The sequence below is a fragment of the Zhengella sedimenti genome, assembly GCF_046506625.1.
Classification (GTDB): Bacteria; Pseudomonadota; Alphaproteobacteria; order Rhizobiales; family Rhizobiaceae; genus Zhengella; species Zhengella sedimenti.
Genome location: NZ_JBKFFP010000007.1, coordinates 139,877 through 155,261, shown reverse-complemented (window position 1 = coordinate 155,261; position 15,385 = coordinate 139,877). Strand labels below are relative to the sequence as shown.

Here is a 15,385-nt window from a genome sequence, read left to right as displayed (position 1 = left end):
CGCATCAGCGGATCGTGGCATGGCGCTCCCAGAAGTCGACGGCGCGGGCATAGGCCGCCCGGTCGATGGCGACACCCGAACCACCTTCGGCACGTCCCAGGCTGTTGCGCATCTGGGTAATCGGCGGCATGGGCGGCTCTGTCGGCTCAAGGGTGCCGATCACCGAGACAATGCCCCATTCGCATTCCGGCACAGCCTCGTCGTCCGGCCCGTCGGCAGCCTCGGCATCAAGCTGTGCCTTGGAGTAGAGGATCACGTCCAGCCATCGGGCGACAGGCGCCTCGACGCCTTCGAGCCAGCGTTCCAGAACGGGAAGTTCCCCCTCACGGCGGGCCTGGTAACCCGATACCAGGCAATGGCGATTGCCTTCGGTGATCGGGGCGAAGGAGCAGCGCGTGGGCGAGGGATTGTCCAGGAAGAGATGCTTGCAGAAGGGGGCATAGCCGCCGACGAGAGGCGCACCCCTTGCCACGGCCGCATTGGCAAGCGCGACAAGCCGGTCCGGTGGCAGGCCGGTGATGCGCTTGGCACCGGCGTTCTCCTGCCATTGGCGAAGGGCAAAACCGGTCATTGCGATCGTCATGCAGGATCTCCCGGGATACCGCGCGCCACCGCAAACAGGTTCAGCCAGACGCCCGACAGGTCAATGGCTTCAGGGGCGTGCCGCAACCGGTCCGCCTTGCGATACGGTGCCGTTGTCAGCCGCGCGTCTTGGGGCGCAGGCGCACCACGACATCGACATGGGCGATTTCCATGCCATCGGGCGGTTCGGGAAGGTTCTCGACCTTGAGCGTTCCTTCCGGACCCTGATCCGGAATATCGAGAACCTGCCCCCGGCCTTCGACAAAGAAGTGATGATGGTCGGATGTGTTGGTATCGAAATAGGTCTTGTTGGTCTCGATGGCGAGGACGCGCAGAAGACCCGCCTCGGTGAACTGGTGCAGCGTGTTGTAGACGGTCGCCAGCGAGACGGCGATGTTTTCCTGCTGTGCCTCGGCGTGGATTTCCTCAGCCGTCACATGCCTGTCGCCACGGGTAAACAGAAGCGTTGCCAGATGCATGCGCTGACGCGTCGGGCGCAGACCGGAAGCGCGCATCCTGTCACGCAGACGGGATGCCCAGCATAGCGGACCCCCGGCGGGCGCCTTGTGGCTCTTGTTTCTCGATGACCAGTCCATAGTCTGCATTATCTTGCATATCCTGTTCAGCCGGAGACTATCGCGCATAGCGCCATTTTGCAAGACCGGCCCGTCTACCGGTCCGTTTCATGGCACATGATGGAAACATAGTCGTCCATGATCAAAATACAAATCCTGCCGGATACCCGCCTTGACCTCGATCAAGCGGAAAACCCATTGTTTCAACGGCGAAACGGTACGGAACAAGGGAAGTTTGCACGGGCTTCCGGACGCCGCCATGTGCGCAAAATGACCGTCCAGGGAAAAAAATTGCCGCTGTTCGCGGGAATGGCTTGCCTGCCCATGGGAAATTATGCATGATAATGCACAATGCTGCACGCGGAGGAGCGAAGGCGGCAATCAACAACGATCGGGCGCCGAATCCCGGGTTTGGCGTTTCCCGGTGCCGGGGAGGGACTGATGAGCGAGGCGAACGCCAACGCCGCTTGGTATTTCGTGGACAGGCATCTGGACGCAAGGGCGGACAAGCCCGCTTTCGTGGAGTCCCAGCCGGGCGGACGGACGCTGACCTATGGCGGGCTGGCCGAGGCAAGCGACCGGATGGCTTCGTTGTACCGGCGTCACGGCATCCGCCGCGAGGATCGCGCGGCGATGATCGTCCTCGACGTGGTCGAATTTCCGATCATCTTCTGGGGCTCGCTGAAATGCGGCGTCGTGCCGATCGCCATCAACACGCTGCTGGGCGGCGATGTCTACGACGCCATCCTGCGTGACAGCCGGGCGCGGATCCTGTTCGTCTCGCAGGCGCTGTGGCCCGTGGTGGAGCCGGTCGTCAAGGACCAGCCCTTCATCGAGAAGGTGGTGTTCATCGGCGACAACGCGCCGGACGGCACCCTGCATTTCGCCAGCGAACTGGCGGCCAGCGATCCCGAGCCGATGATCGAGGCAAGCGCCGACGAATGCGCCTTCTGGCTCTATTCTTCGGGTTCCACAGGGCGCCCCAAGGGCGTTCGCCATGTCCACGGAAGCCTGAAGGCTACGGCTGATACCTATGGCGCCCAGGTCCTGGGCATTCGCGAGGATGACGTCGTCTATTCCGCAGCCAAGTTCTTCTTCGCCTACGGTCTCGGCAACGCGATGACCTTTCCGATGTCGGTCGGGGCGACCACAGTGATCCTGGCCGGACGGCCGACACCCGACAGCGTGCTGGACATTTTCGAGCGCCGCCGGCCCTCCATCTTCTGCGGTGTGCCGACGCTCTATGCCGCGCTCGTGGCGGCCATGAAGGGCGCGAAGCCGGCGGGTTTCGATCGGCTGCGCCATTCGATCTCGGCGGGGGAGGCACTGCCGGAAGAGGTCGGCAAGCGCTGGGAGGCGATCACCGGGACACCGATCCTCGATGGCGTCGGGTCCACCGAAATGCTCCACATCTTCCTCTCGAACCGGCTCGGCGACGTGGTCTACGGCACGTCAGGCACGGCGGTGCCCGGATACGAATTGCGGCTGGTCGACGAGAACAACCATGATGTCGCAGCCGGCGGGGTCGGCGAATTGCTGGTCAAGGGGCCGTCGGCGGCGGACGGCTACTGGAACCAGCGCGACAAGAGCCGCTCGACATTCGAGGGCAACTGGACGCGGACCGGCGACAAGTACGAACTGCGCGACGACGGGCGGCTGGTCTATTGCGGGCGCACCGACGACATGTTCAAGGTGTCGGGCATATGGCTGTCACCCTTCGAGGTGGAGCAGGCACTTGTCACCCATCCGGCCGTGCTTGAGGCGGCGGTCGTGGCCGAGCGCGACGAGGACGGGCTGGAAAAGCCGAAAGCCTTCGTTGTCCTCAAGGAGGATGGCGAAGACAACGAGACCTTCCGCGAGGCGCTCAAGGAGCACGTCAAGGAAAAGATCGGCAAGTGGAAATATCCGCGCTGGGTGGAAGTCGTCGACGACCTGCCCAAGACGGCGACCGGCAAGATCCAGCGTTTCAAGCTGCGCGCCTGACCATGACCGCGCTGGAGAAGGCGCTGGCCGAGGCCGAACAGGCAATCGGGCCGGACAGGATTGTCCGGCTCGATTCGTTTCTGGCCAGCCGTCTTCCGGAACAGCCCTATCGTCCCGGCACGACGCAGCGTCCCGAATCCGGCGCCGTTTTCGATATTTCCGCCCGTGCCGGCGATGCGGTGACGGCAGCCAACTGGCGGGAAAGCGAGGCCTGGGCGGCCGGTTTCGTCCTGCTGCGACGGGGATTTTTCTGGGAAGCCCACGAGGTCTGGGAACCGGTCTGGCATGCGCTGGCGCCGGACAGCGCCGATCGCGCCTTCGTGCAGGCCGCCATCCAGTTCGCCAATGCCAGGCTGAAGGCAATCATGGGCCGCCAGAAGGCGGCGCGGCGCATCGACGCCATTGCAACGGCGCTTTTCGAGAGGGCGGTCGCCCGCGGTTTCCGCCCCGGCGGTTGAGCGGGACGGCGCTGCGTCGCGGAGTTCATCCGGCGATTCAACCTGGTCAGGCGGCGATTCCGGACCTTGCTTCAAGACATTGATTTATTAGCAATAAACGAAGTTCTTCAGTGCCGGAGGCGGCGCGCGATTCATTTCGACGAAAGTGCATCAATCGTGTTTTGACCGATTGATAAAAAAATTTTCTGTGCTAGCCTTCCTGCAAAAGAAGTGAAAATGGGGAACTGAAAATGGCTGAAAACTCCGTCAAGGAGGGCATTGCCGCTGGACGGCTGACGCCCGAGGACTATGCCCGCAACTTTTCCGACCTGCACCCGCCACTGGACGGGCATGAAGCGCGGGTGGAATCGGACCGCTGCTACTTCTGCCACGATGCGCCGTGCATGAATGCCTGCCCGACCGCGATCGACATTCCGATGTTCATCCGCCAGATCCAGACCGGGAACCCGCTGGGGGCGGCCAAGACGATCTTCGACCAGAACATCCTTGGAGGCATGTGCGCGCGCGTCTGCCCCACGGAAACGCTGTGCGAAGAGGTGTGTGTGCGCGAGGTGGCCGAGGGCAAGCCGGTGCGCATCGGCGAACTCCAGCGCTACGCGACGGACACGGCGATGCGCGAGGGCAAGCAGTTCTACCGCCGTGCGCCTTCGACGGGCAAGACGGTCGCCGTGATCGGTGCCGGTCCGGCAGGCCTGGCCTGCGCCCATCGCCTGGCGATGAAGGGCCATGCGGTCGACATCATCGAGGCGCGTGAGAAGTCCGGCGGCCTGAACGAATATGGCATCGCCGCCTACAAGGCGACCGACCGCTTCGCCCAGGCAGAGGTGGACTATGTCACGGCCATTGGCGGGATCGCGATCCACCATGGCCAGATGCTTGGCCGCGACGTCCATCTTGCCGATCTCCTCGGGCGCTACGATGCCGTCTTCCTCGGCATGGGCCTTGCCGGCGTCAATGCGCTGGGCAGCGGCGATGCCGATGCCGAAGGCTCCGACGATGCGGTCGACTGGATTGCCGGGCTGCGGCAGGCCGAAGACCTGGGGCGCGTTCCGGTGGGCCGGCGCGTCGTGGTGATCGGCGGCGGCATGACGGCCATCGACGCCGCGGTGCAGGCGAAGGCGCTGGGTGCCGACGAGGTGACGGTGGCCTATCGCGGGCCCCAGTCGCGGATGAAGGCGTCACCCTTCGAGCAGGAACTGGCGCAGACCAAGGGCGTCGTGCTGCGCTTCGACATGCAGCCGAAGCGCATCGTCGCCGAGGGCGGCAAGGTGACGGCGGTCGAGTTCAATCGGGCCGGCGAAACGGTAACCATCGCCTGCGACCAGGTGTTCAAGGCGATCGGGCAGGCCTTCGCGCCTTCGAGCCTCAACGGTTCTTCGCCGTCCATCACGCTGGAGGGCGGGCGCATTGCCGTCGATGCCGAAGGGCGCACGTCGCTGCCATCGGTCTGGGCCGGGGGCGACTGCACCAACAGCGGCGACGATCTCACCGTCACGGCCGTTGCGCAGGGGCGCGACGCAGCCGAATCCATTCACAACGCGCTGACAGCCTGACCGGGAGGAGAGAACCCATGGCCAATCTTGCTTCCAACTTCCTCGGCATCAAGTCGCCCAATCCGTTCTGGCTGGCCTCCGCGCCGCCCACCGACAAGGAGTACAATGTCCGCCGCGCCTACGAGGCCGGCTGGGGTGGCGTCGTCTGGAAGACGCTCGGCGAGGCCGGGCCGCCGGTCGTGAATGTCAACGGGCCGCGCTACGGCGCGATCTGGGGCGCGGACCGGCGCCTGCTCGGTCTCAACAACATCGAACTGATCACGGACAGGCCGCTGGAGGTCAACCTGCGCGAGATCAAGGCGGTCAAGCGCGACTATCCGGACCGGGCGATGATCGTGTCGCTGATGGTCCCCTGCGAGGAAAACGCCTGGAAGGCGATCCTGCCACTTGTGGAGGAAACCGGTGCCGACGGCATCGAGCTGAACTTCGGCTGCCCGCACGGCATGGCCGAGCGCGGCATGGGTTCGGCTGTCGGTCAGGTGCCCGAGTATATCGAGATGGTCACCCGCTGGTGCAAGCAGAACACGCGCATGCCGGTGATCGTCAAGCTGACGCCGAACATCACCAACATCATCTATCCGGCCGAGGCTGCCAAGCGGGGCGGGGCGGATGCGGTCAGCCTCATCAACACGATCAATTCGATCACCTCGGTCGATCTCGACAGCTTCGCGCCAGAGCCGACCATCGACGGCAAGGGTACCCATGGCGGCTATTGCGGGCCGGCGGTCAAGCCGATCGCGCTGAACATGGTGGCCGAGATCGCGCGCAATCCCGCAACCGCCGGCATGCCGATCTCGGGCATCGGCGGCGTCACCACCTGGCGCGATGCGGCGGAATTCCTGGCGCTCGGCTGCGGCACGGTGCAGGTCTGCACGGCGGCGATGACCTACGGCTTCAAGGTCGTGCAGGAAATGATCGCCGGGCTGGAGAACTGGATGGACGAAAAGGGCCATGCCGATCTCGACAGCGTCATCGGGCGGGCCGTCGGCAATGTCACCGACTGGCAGTATCTCAACCTCAACTACACCACGAAGGCGCGCATCGACCAGGATGCCTGCATCAAGTGCGGCCGCTGCCATATCGCCTGCGAAGATACCTCGCACCAGGCGATCACGCATCTGGTCAATGGCGAGCGTCATTTCGAGGTGATCGAGGAGGAATGCGTGGGCTGCAACCTGTGCGTCGATGTCTGTCCGGTGGATAACTGCATCACCATGGTGCCGTTGAAGGCCGGAGAGATGGACAAGCGCACGGGCAAGGTGGTCGAAGGCGATTATGCGAACTGGACCACGCATCCCAACAATCCGGCGGCGCGCCAGGCGGCGGAGTAGGCCTGACAGAAACTCCCCCGAGCGTGCCGGGCGGGCTCCGGATCGCGATCCGGTCCGCAGCCAGTCCCGGCACGCAAGGAGGAGAGAACCATGAGCCGACAGTCACATGCCGTGGGGCGGCAGAAGTGGCTCGGCCACATGGCGATGATGCTGTTCGCGGCGCTGATCGCGGGTTCGTTCACATTCGGAGCGCTGACGGCGCCGCATATCGGTGCGGCGCCGATCACCGCCATCCGTTTCGTCCTCGGCGCGGGCGTGATGGCGCTGGTCGTCGCGGCCACGGTGCGCGGCGGATTGCGCTGGCCGGCACAACCCTGGCGCTTCTTTGTGCTAGGCGGCCTGATGAGCGTCTATTTCGTCACGATGTTCTACGCGCTTGGCATTGCCAGCCCGGTGTCCATAGGCGCTGTCTTCACGCTGAACCCGTTCTTCTCGGCGATCTTCGGTTTCCTCCTGCTGCGCCAGGTGCCGCGCCCGGTCGTTCTTGTCAGCCTGCTCGTCGCCGCGTCGGGCGCCGTCTGGGTGATCTTTCGCGGCGATCCGGCCGCCCTCATGCGGTTCGAGATCGGACGCGGCGAACTGGTCTACCTGTTCGGCGTGATCTGCCATGCGGCCTATGCGCCGCTTGTCCGGCTGTTTTCCCGTGGCGAACCGGTCGCGGTCTCCACCTTGTGGTCGGTGGCGGCCACCGCCGTCATTGTCTCGCTCTATGGCTGGTCCGGCATCGCGGAGACGGACTGGACCGGGCTGCCGGCGATCGTGTGGCTGGCGGTCGCCTATCTCGCCATAGTGACGACGGCCTTCACGCTTTTCCTGCTGCAGTTCGCCTCGCTGAGGCTGCCGGCGGCCAAGGTCTTTGCCTATGGGTACCTGACGCCGGCCTTCATCATCGTGCTGGAAGGCCTGGTCGGCCATGGCTGGGCCGCGCCCGTGGTCATGGCCGGTGCGCTGTTCACCGTGCTCGGCCTCGTGGTCCTCGCCCTTTCGCCTGACACCTAGACGAAGGCTCGCCCGTTCAGCCGATCGCGCGGGATTCGTACATCAGCAACTCGACACCGCCATCGGCGAAATTGGCCAGATCGGCCGCCGCGGCCTGTCCCTCCGGCGAGGCAAGGCCTGCCTTGAGGTCGGCCAGCGACCCGAAATAGAGCGTTGCGACCAGGTGCACATCGGTTTTGCCGTTCGGACCGGTCACGGGGCCGGTGGAGACATCGAAGCGTTTCACGCCCGGTATCTTCTGCGCCAGCGGAACATGCGTCGCGGCGTAATAGGCGTCAAAGGCGGCCGGATCCTTCGGTTCCCGGTAGATGACGACGAGCTTTGCCATGGCGTTCTCCCTTGCTTCTCTTGAAGCGTGCTACGCCGGCAGCCTGAACCCTTTGCTCCTTCATGACCAGTGCACGGACGAAGAAAAGCCGGGGCGGCTCCCCTGCTAACCGGGCTGCAGGCCGGCAAGGAAGAGCTGTTCGAGAAAACGTGCCGCATCCTCGAAGCGTCCGTCGCCGCCGCGGTCAGGGCCGAGAACGGTTCGCACCTGGATATCGAAATCGGCGTAATGCTGTGTGGTCGCCCAGATGGCGAAGATAAGGTGGTATGGGTCGGCCTGCTTGAGCTTGCCCGCGCGCATCCAGCTTTTCAGGACCTTGGCCTTCTCGTCGACCAGCGGCTTCAGTTCACCTTCCAGCATTTCCATGATGCGCGGCGCGCCCTGCAGGATCTCGTTGGCGAAAAGGCGGCTCTCCCGCGGGAAATCGCGCGCCATCTCGATCTTGCGGCGGATGTAGGAGCGCAGTTCGACGATCGCGTCGCCTTCCTCGTTCATGGCTTTCAGCGGATCGAGCCACATGTCGAGCAGGCCGTGGATCAGCGTCTCGAAGATCGCTTCCTTGGTCTTGAAGTAATAAAGGAGGTTGGGTTTCGACATGCCGGCGGCGTCGGCGATCTGGTCGATTGTCGCGCCGCGAAATCCGTGCGATGAAAAGATATCGAGAGCCGCTTCGAGTATGACCTCGCGTTTTTCGCGCTGGATTCGTGTCTGGGGCCGGTTTTCCGTCATCGACATGGCGAGGATTTCCGGTTCTTGCGCATCCGGCCGGGGGGCACCGGCTTAAATGTGGTCACGGTTGTCCCTCTCATGCAATTTCCCTTGACCCTCGCATTGGCAATGCTACGATTTGTCCAACCGGTCAAAAAAATGTATCACAGCTTAAGCCGTGGTCAAACAGCACCGGCTCAACAACCGGGGAGAAAACCGCATGTCCAACCGTCTTGCAGTGGCGCCGAACGATCTGAGCGCGTTCTGGATGCCTTTCACGGCCAATCGCCAGTTCAAGAAGGCGCCACGAATGCTGGTGGGCGCCCAAGACATGCACTACACGGCGTCCGACGGGCGCAAGATTCTCGATGGCACGGCGGGCCTGTGGTGCGTCAATGCGGGCCATTGCCGGCCGAAGATCACGGAAGCGATTCGCGAGCAGGCGGGCGAGCTTGACTATGCGCCGGCCTTCCAGATGGGCCATCCCAAGGCGTTCGAACTGGCCAACCGGCTCATCGACATCGCGCCGGACAACATGGCGCATGTGCTGTTCACGAATTCCGGATCGGAATCGGTCGACACCGCGCTGAAGGTCGCCATCGCCTATCACCGGGCCAAGGGCAACGGTTCGCGCTTCCGCCTGATCGGACGCGAGCGGGGCTATCACGGGGTCAATTTCGGCGGCATCTCGGTGGGCGGCATCGTGGCCAACCGCAAGATGTTCGGCACGCTGCTGACCGGTGTGGACCACATGCCCCACACGCACCAGCCGGGCAAGAACGCGTTCACCCGCGGCGAGCCGGAGCACGGCGGCGACCTGGCGGACGAACTGGAGCGGATCGTGACGCTGCACGACGCCTCGACCATCGCCGCGGTGATCGTGGAACCGGTGGCCGGCTCCACAGGTGTGCTCATTCCGCCGAAGGGCTATCTCCAGCGTCTGCGCGACATCTGCACCAGGCACGGCATCCTGCTGATCTTCGACGAGGTCATCACGGGCTACGGGCGTCTCGGCACGCCGTTCGGAGCCGATTACTTCGGCGTGAAGCCGGACATCATGGTGACCGCCAAGGGTCTGACCAACGGCGTGATCCCGATGGGCGCGGTGTTCGTGACCAAGGAAATCCACGACACCTTCATGACCGGGCCTGAACACCTGATCGAGTTCTTCCACGGCTATACCTATTCGGGCAACCCGATTGCCTCGGCGGCGGCCATCGCCACGCTGGACACATACAAGGAAGAAGGCCTGCTCGAGCGCGGCGCGGAACTGGCGCAGCACTGGGAGGATGCGCTGCATTCGCTGAAGGACGAGCCGCACGTCATCGACATCCGCAATATCGGCCTCGTCGGGGCCATCGAACTGGAGCCCATTGCCGGCGAACCGACCCGCCGGGCCTTCTCGGCCTTCGTCAAGGCCTACGAGAAGGGCGCCCTGATCCGCACGACCGGCGACATCATCGCCCTGTCGCCGCCGCTGATCATCACGAAGGGCCAGATCGACGAACTCATCGACCATGTGCGCGAGGTGCTGAACGAGGTGGATTGAGACTTTCGATCCAACCGGGGCAGACCCGCCGCATGCCGCTCCAGACAAGAAGACAGAAGGGGAACAGGAATGGCAGCACCGGGTGAAAACATGCGAATCAACGCCGACAGGCTGTGGGATTCGCTCATGGAGATGGCGAAAATCGGTCCGGGCGTGGCTGGCGGCAACAACCGCCAGACACTGACCGATGCCGATGGCGAGGGCCGCAGGCTCTTCCAGGCCTGGTGCGAGGCCGCCGGCTGCACCATGGGCGTGGACGAGATGGGCAACATGTTCGCCATGCGTCCGGGCGAGGACGCCGGCGCCTTGCCGGTCTATGTGGGTTCGCATCTCGACACGCAGCCGACCGGCGGCAAGTATGACGGCGTGCTGGGCGTTCTGGGCGGCCTGGAGGTGATCCGCACGCTGAACGATCTCGGCATCCGCACGAAGCATCCCATCGTCGTCACCAACTGGACGAACGAGGAAGGCACGCGCTTTGCGCCGGCCATGCTCGCCTCCGGTGTCTTCGCCGGCATTCACGGCCAGGACTGGGCCTATGACCGGAGGGATGCGGAGGGCAAGCGCTTCGGCGACGAACTCGTGCGCATCGGCTGGAAGGGCGAGGAAAAGGTCGGGGCGCGCAAGATGCACGCCTTCTTCGAACTGCATATCGAGCAGGGGCCGATCCTGGAAGCCGAAGGCAAGGACATCGGCGTCGTCACGCACGGGCAGGGGCTTTCCTGGACGCAGGTGACGGTGACGGGCAAGGAGGCGCATACCGGCTCCACACCCATGCCGATGCGCCGCAATGCCGGTCTCGGCATGGCCCGCATTCTCCAGCTTGTCGACGAGATCGCGCTTTCGCACGCGCCGCATGCCGTGGGCGCGGCGGGGCATATCGAGGTTCATCCCAACAGCCGCAACGTCATTCCCGGCAAGGCCGTGTTCACGGTGGACTTCCGCTCGCCGGATCTCGCCGTCATCCAGGACATGGAACAGCGCCTGAAGATCGGGGCGAAGGAGATCTGCGACGAGATGGGGCTGCAGGTGGAGTTCGAGAAGGTCGGCGGGTTCGATCCGGTGGAGTTCGATGCCGGTTGCGTCAAGGCGATCCGCGACGCCGCCGAGCGGCTGGGCTACTCGCACCGCAACATCATTTCCGGCGCGGGCCATGACGCCTGCTGGATCAACCGCGTGGCGCCGACCGCGATGGTGATGTGTCCCTGCGTCGACGGGCTGTCGCACAACGAGGCGGAGGAAATCTCGAAGGAATGGGCGCGCGCGGGAGCCGACGTCCTGTTCCATGCCGTGGTCGAAACCGCCCAAATCGTGGAGTGAGAGACCATTGACGGCGATCCGGGACACTGCGGCTGCCGCGACCGACGAGGCGCAACTGCGCATCGATCTCGCGGCCGCGCTCCGGCTGGCGGCGCGCAACGACTGGCACGAGGGTGTCGCGAACCACTTCTCGGCGGCCGTGTCGGCCGACGGGAAACGGTTTCTGGTCAATCCGCGCTGGCGGCATTTCTCGCAGCTCAAGGCATCCGACCTGCTGCTGGTGGATGCCGACGACCCGGAAACGATGAACCGCCCGGATGCGCCGGATCCGTCGGCATGGTCGATTCATTCGGCCATTCACCGGCGCCTGCCGCAGGCGCGGGTGGCACTGCATCTGCACCCGCCCTACGCCACGACGCTGGCCTGCCTGAAAGATCCGGTCATCCATCCGGTCGACCAGGTGACGGCGCGCTTCTTCCGGCGCATCGCCTACGATCTCGACTTCGGCGGGATCGCCACGCAGGAGGCGGAGGGCGAGCGGATCGCCGCGGCCATCGGCAATCACCGGCAGGTGCTGATGGGCAATCATGGCGTGACGACCGTCGCCCCCACGGTCGCGGAAGCCTTCGATGCCATGTACCATCTGGAAAGGGCGGCGCGCCAACTCGTGCTGGCCTACCAGACGGGCCGGCCGCTCGCCATCATGGATGACGATCTGGCGGAAGCCACGGCGGCCGAATGGGAGGTCTACAAACAGGCTGAATTCGCCCATTTCGAGGAGATGAAACGGATTCTGGACGCGGAGGACCCCTCTTACGCCAGTTGAGCCGTACCAATCAAAACCAATAAGGGGAACGGACCATGAGCAAGGTCATCAAGAACGGAACAATTGTCACAGCCGACCGCACCTGGAAGGCGGACGTGCTGGTCAAGCACGACAAGATCGTCGCGATCGGGCACGACCTGCACGGCGATCACGAGATCGACGCCACCGGCTGCTATGTGATGCCCGGCGGCATCGATCCGCACACGCATCTGGAAATGCCCTTCATGGGCACTTATTCATCGGACGATTTCGAAAGCGGAACCCGTGCGGCGGTTTCCGGCGGAACCACGATGGTGGTGGATTTCTGCCTGCCGAACCCGGGCGAATCCCTGCTGGCGGCCATTGACCGCTGGTCGAACAAGTCGACGCGGGCGTGCTGCGACTATTCCTACCACATGGCGATCACCTGGTGGGGCGAGCAGGTCTTCAACGAGATGCCGGAAGTCGTGGAGCGCGGCATCACCTCGTTCAAGCACTTCATGGCCTACAAGGGCGCCCTGATGGTCAATGACGACGAGATGTACGCGTCGTTCCAGCGTTGCGCCGAACTGGGCGCGCTGCCGCTCGTCCATGCCGAGAACGGCGATGTCGTCGCATCCCTGCAGCAGAAGCTGATGGCGGAAGGCAATGACGGTCCGGAGGCGCATGCCTATTCACGCCCGCCGGAAGTGGAGGGTGAAGCGACGAACCGCGCCATCATGATCGCCGACATGGCCGGCGTGCCGCTCTATGTCGTGCATACCTCCTGCGAACAGGCCCACGAGGCCATCCGCCGGGCACGCCAGAAGGGCATGCGCGTCTTCGGCGAGCCGCTGATCCAGCATCTGGTGCTGGACGAGAACGAGTATTTCGACAAGGACTGGGACCATGCCGCGCGGCGTGTCATGAGCCCGCCCTTCCGCAACAAGCAGCACCAGGATTCGCTGTGGGCGGGCCTGGCGGCCGGCTCGCTGCAGGTGGTGGCCACGGACCATTGCGCCTTCACGACCGAACAGAAGCGCTACGGCGTGGGCGATTTCACCAAGATCCCGAACGGCACTGGCGGACTCGAGGACCGCATGCCGGTCCTGTGGACCCATGGCGTGAACACCGGGCGGCTGACCATGAACGAGTTCGTGGCGGTCACGTCGACCAACATCGCCAAGATCCTCAACATGTATCCCCGCAAGGGCGCCATCGTGGAAGGCGCGGATGCGGATATCGTGGTCTGGGACCCCGAAGCCGAAAAGACGATTTCCGCCGACAAGCAGCAATCGGCCATCGACTACAATGTCTTCGAGGGCATCAAGGTGAAGGGCCTGCCCAAATACGTGCTGACGCGCGGCGAGATCGCGGTCGACAACGGCGAGGTGCATGCGAAGCCCGGGCACGGCGAATTCGTTGGCCGGGAGCCGCACATGGCGGTGAACAAGGCCCTTTCGACCTGGAAGGAACTGGTTGCGCCACGCAAGGTGGAGCGCAGCGGCATTCCGGCGAGCGGGGTGTAACTTGCAACACGCAATCATCAAGACGGGCGGAGTCATCTCCGCCCAGGACCTTTCGCTGACGTTCCAGACCAATGACGGGCCGGTTCACGCCCTGTCGGATGTCAACCTGGACATCGGCAAGGGCGAATTCGTCTCCTTCATCGGGCCTTCGGGCTGCGGCAAGACCACGTTCCTGCGTGTCATTGCCGATCTCGAACAGCCGACGGGGGGCACCATATCGGTCAACGGCATGACGCCGGAAGAGGCCCGGCGCGCACGCGCCTACGGCTATGTCTTCCAGGCCGCGTCGCTCTATCCGTGGCGGACCATCGAGAAAAACATCGCGCTGCCGCTCGAAATCATGGGCATTCCCCGCGCCGAACAACGCGAGCGCATTGCCCGCGTGCTCGACCTGGTGGACCTGGCCGGGTTCGGCAAGAAATATCCATGGCAACTCTCCGGCGGCATGCAGCAGCGCGCCTCCATCGCAAGGGCGCTTGCCTTCGATGCGGACCTGCTGCTTATGGACGAACCGTTCGGCGCGCTGGACGAGATCGTGCGCGATCACCTCAACGAGCAACTCCTCAAGTTGTGGGACCGGACGGACAAGACGATCTGCTTCGTTACGCACTCCATTCCGGAGGCGGTCTATCTTTCCACCAAGATCGTGGTGATGAGCCCGCGGCCGGGCCGGGTGACCGATGTCATCGATTCCACGCTGCCGAAGGAACGGCCGCTGGATATCCGCGAGACGCCGGAGTTCCTGGAGATCGCCCATCGCGTGCGCGAGGGCCTGAGGGCGGGGCACAGCTATGACTGATGCGATCCTGCTTTCCGGGAGGCGCCCATGAGCGCCGTCACGCATGCCCCGAACGGGTCATCGATGATGGCCCGCGCATGGCAGGGCAACACCCTGCCGGTCACCGTTGTCGTGCTCATCATCGTCGCGATCTGGTATGTCGCCGCCGTGTTCATGAATGCGCCGCAGGAATATGACAGGGCGGAGCGGGCCGGGCAGACACTGTCCGTTTCGCAACTCGTCACCCAGACCATGGCGCAGGAACGCCCAGTGCTGCCCGCGCCGCACCAGGTTGTGGTGGAACTCTGGGAAACGACCGTCCAGAAGAGCATCACTTCCAAGCGCAGCCTCGTCTATCATGCCTGGGTGACACTGTCGGCGACGCTGGCCGGTTTCGTCATCGGCACGGTGCTCGGCATCGCTCTGGCGGTGTTCATCGTCCACAACACGGCAGCCGACAAATCGCTGATGCCGTGGATCATCGCCTCGCAGACAATTCCCATCCTGGCGATCGCGCCGATGATCATCGTCGTGCTCTACAATATCGGTCTGTCGGGGCTTCTGCCCAAGGCGCTGATTTCCACCTACCTGTCCTTCTTCCCGGTGGTTGTGGGCATGGTGAAGGGGCTGCGTTCGCCGGACGCCATGCAACTCGACCTGATGCGCACATGGAATGCGTCACGATCGCAAACCTTCTGGAAGCTGCGCTGGCCATCCTCGATGCCCTATCTCTTCACCTCGATGAAGGTTGCCGTGGCGATCAGCCTTGTCGGCGCGATCGTCGGTGAACTGCCGACGGGCGCGGTGGCCGGGCTCGGCGCTCGGTTGCTGGCCGGGTCGTATTACGGGCAGACGATCCAGATCTGGTCGGCGCTGTTCATGGCGGCGGGCCTGGCGGCCTGCCTGGTGGCGCTGGTCGGTCTGGCGCACGCGATGGTACTCAAGCGGATGGGGCAGGCGTGATGGAC

16 protein-coding genes are annotated in these 15,385 nt (G+C 64.1%); 12 read left to right on the top strand and 4 right to left on the bottom strand.

Annotated features, from left to right (window positions below; genetic code table 11):
- Nucleotides 1-4: 4 nt before the first annotated feature.
- Nucleotides 5-583: a DUF3228 family protein gene (locus ACLB6G_RS17940; RefSeq protein ID WP_410357583.1), complete on the bottom strand. Its 579-nt coding sequence runs from the start codon at nt 581-583 to the stop codon at nt 5-7.
- A 115-nt stretch (nt 584-698) separates the two neighbouring features.
- On the bottom strand, nt 699-1,109 hold the full coding sequence (gene irrA, locus ACLB6G_RS17935; RefSeq protein ID WP_410357626.1) for an iron response transcriptional regulator IrrA: 411 nt from the start codon (nt 1,107-1,109) through the stop codon (nt 699-701).
- A 186-nt stretch (nt 1,110-1,295) separates the two neighbouring features.
- On the opposite strand from irrA, the gene ACLB6G_RS17930 reads away from it, so the two are divergent.
- The 6 genes from ACLB6G_RS17930 to ACLB6G_RS17905 all read left to right on the top strand — a co-directional run bounded on the left by ACLB6G_RS17930 (nt 1,296) and on the right by ACLB6G_RS17905 (nt 7,481).
- Nucleotides 1,296-1,499, top strand: a complete 204-nt coding sequence (locus tag ACLB6G_RS17930) for a hypothetical protein (RefSeq protein WP_410357582.1) — start codon at nt 1,296-1,298, stop codon at nt 1,497-1,499.
- 99 nt (nt 1,500-1,598) lie between these two features.
- Nucleotides 1,599-3,140, top strand: coding sequence for a benzoate-CoA ligase family protein (locus ACLB6G_RS17925; RefSeq protein WP_410357581.1), 1,542 nt, complete (start codon nt 1,599-1,601; stop codon nt 3,138-3,140).
- Nucleotides 3,141-3,142: 2 nt separating this feature from the next.
- On the top strand, nt 3,143-3,598 hold the full coding sequence (locus ACLB6G_RS17920; protein ID WP_410357580.1) for a DUF309 domain-containing protein: 456 nt from the start codon (nt 3,143-3,145) through the stop codon (nt 3,596-3,598).
- A 230-nt stretch (nt 3,599-3,828) separates the two neighbouring features.
- Nucleotides 3,829-5,151 (top strand): NAD(P)-dependent oxidoreductase, encoded by a 1,323-nt coding sequence (locus ACLB6G_RS17915; RefSeq protein WP_410357579.1) that lies wholly within the window; start codon nt 3,829-3,831, stop codon nt 5,149-5,151.
- A gap of 17 nt (nt 5,152-5,168) precedes the next feature.
- Nucleotides 5,169-6,482, top strand: coding sequence for an NAD-dependent dihydropyrimidine dehydrogenase subunit PreA (gene preA, locus ACLB6G_RS17910; RefSeq protein WP_410357578.1), 1,314 nt, complete (start codon nt 5,169-5,171; stop codon nt 6,480-6,482).
- 90 nt (nt 6,483-6,572) lie between these two features.
- Nucleotides 6,573-7,481 carry a DMT family transporter gene (locus ACLB6G_RS17905; protein WP_410357577.1) on the top strand — a complete coding sequence of 303 codons (909 nt, stop codon included), beginning with the start codon at nt 6,573-6,575 and terminating at the stop codon, nt 7,479-7,481.
- Between the two features lie 16 nt (nt 7,482-7,497).
- Here the strand turns inward: ACLB6G_RS17905 and ACLB6G_RS17900 are convergent, their stop codons facing one another.
- The gene (locus ACLB6G_RS17900) at nt 7,498-7,809 is read right to left on the bottom strand and encodes an EthD family reductase (protein ID WP_410357576.1); all 312 of its coding nucleotides are present in this window, start codon (nt 7,807-7,809) and stop codon (nt 7,498-7,500) included.
- 105 nt (nt 7,810-7,914) lie between these two features.
- Nucleotides 7,915-8,544, bottom strand: coding sequence for a TetR family transcriptional regulator C-terminal domain-containing protein (locus tag ACLB6G_RS17895; RefSeq protein WP_410357575.1), 630 nt, complete (start codon nt 8,542-8,544; stop codon nt 7,915-7,917).
- A 193-nt stretch (nt 8,545-8,737) separates the two neighbouring features.
- Here ACLB6G_RS17895 and ACLB6G_RS17890 point away from each other — a divergent pair, with 193 nt between their 5' ends.
- The 6 genes from ACLB6G_RS17890 (at nt 8,738) to ACLB6G_RS17865 (ending at nt 15,380) form a co-directional block, all read left to right on the top strand.
- Nucleotides 8,738-10,066 carry an omega-aminotransferase AptA gene (locus ACLB6G_RS17890; protein WP_410357574.1) on the top strand — a complete coding sequence of 443 codons (1,329 nt, stop codon included), beginning with the start codon at nt 8,738-8,740 and terminating at the stop codon, nt 10,064-10,066.
- A 69-nt stretch (nt 10,067-10,135) separates the two neighbouring features.
- Entirely contained in the window at nt 10,136-11,386 is a 1,251-nt protein-coding gene (locus ACLB6G_RS17885) for a Zn-dependent hydrolase (RefSeq protein ID WP_410357573.1), read from the top strand.
- 7 nt (nt 11,387-11,393) lie between these two features.
- Entirely contained in the window at nt 11,394-12,152 is a 759-nt protein-coding gene (locus tag ACLB6G_RS17880; RefSeq protein WP_410357572.1) for a class II aldolase/adducin family protein, read from the top strand.
- 35 nt (nt 12,153-12,187) lie between these two features.
- Nucleotides 12,188-13,639: a dihydropyrimidinase gene (gene hydA, locus ACLB6G_RS17875; protein WP_410357571.1), complete on the top strand. Its 1,452-nt coding sequence runs from the start codon at nt 12,188-12,190 to the stop codon at nt 13,637-13,639.
- Nucleotide 13,640: 1 nt separating this feature from the next.
- Nucleotides 13,641-14,438, top strand: a complete 798-nt coding sequence (locus ACLB6G_RS17870) for an ABC transporter ATP-binding protein (protein WP_410357570.1) — start codon at nt 13,641-13,643, stop codon at nt 14,436-14,438.
- Nucleotides 14,439-14,501: 63 nt separating this feature from the next.
- Entirely contained in the window at nt 14,502-15,380 is an 879-nt protein-coding gene (locus tag ACLB6G_RS17865; protein ID WP_410357625.1) for an ABC transporter permease, read from the top strand.
- The last annotated feature ends 5 nt before the right edge of the window (nt 15,381-15,385 follow it).

Coding starts and splice junctions, on each gene's coding strand:
- ACLB6G_RS17940 (WP_410357583.1), bottom strand. CDS start 583: ATGACGATCGCAATGACCGGTTTTGCCCTTCGCCAATGGCAGGAGAAC.
- ACLB6G_RS17930 (WP_410357582.1), top strand. CDS start 1,296: ATGATCAAAATACAAATCCTGCCGGATACCCGCCTTGACCTCGATCAA.
- ACLB6G_RS17925 (WP_410357581.1), top strand. CDS start 1,599: ATGAGCGAGGCGAACGCCAACGCCGCTTGGTATTTCGTGGACAGGCAT.
- ACLB6G_RS17920 (WP_410357580.1), top strand. CDS start 3,143: ATGACCGCGCTGGAGAAGGCGCTGGCCGAGGCCGAACAGGCAATCGGG.
- ACLB6G_RS17915 (WP_410357579.1), top strand. CDS start 3,829: ATGGCTGAAAACTCCGTCAAGGAGGGCATTGCCGCTGGACGGCTGACG.
- preA (WP_410357578.1), top strand. CDS start 5,169: ATGGCCAATCTTGCTTCCAACTTCCTCGGCATCAAGTCGCCCAATCCG.
- ACLB6G_RS17905 (WP_410357577.1), top strand. CDS start 6,573: ATGAGCCGACAGTCACATGCCGTGGGGCGGCAGAAGTGGCTCGGCCAC.
- ACLB6G_RS17900 (WP_410357576.1), bottom strand. CDS start 7,809: ATGGCAAAGCTCGTCGTCATCTACCGGGAACCGAAGGATCCGGCCGCC.
- ACLB6G_RS17895 (WP_410357575.1), bottom strand. CDS start 8,544: ATGTCGATGACGGAAAACCGGCCCCAGACACGAATCCAGCGCGAAAAA.
- ACLB6G_RS17890 (WP_410357574.1), top strand. CDS start 8,738: ATGTCCAACCGTCTTGCAGTGGCGCCGAACGATCTGAGCGCGTTCTGG.
- ACLB6G_RS17885 (WP_410357573.1), top strand. CDS start 10,136: ATGGCAGCACCGGGTGAAAACATGCGAATCAACGCCGACAGGCTGTGG.
- hydA (WP_410357571.1), top strand. CDS start 12,188: ATGAGCAAGGTCATCAAGAACGGAACAATTGTCACAGCCGACCGCACC.
- ACLB6G_RS17865 (WP_410357625.1), top strand. CDS start 14,502: ATGATGGCCCGCGCATGGCAGGGCAACACCCTGCCGGTCACCGTTGTC.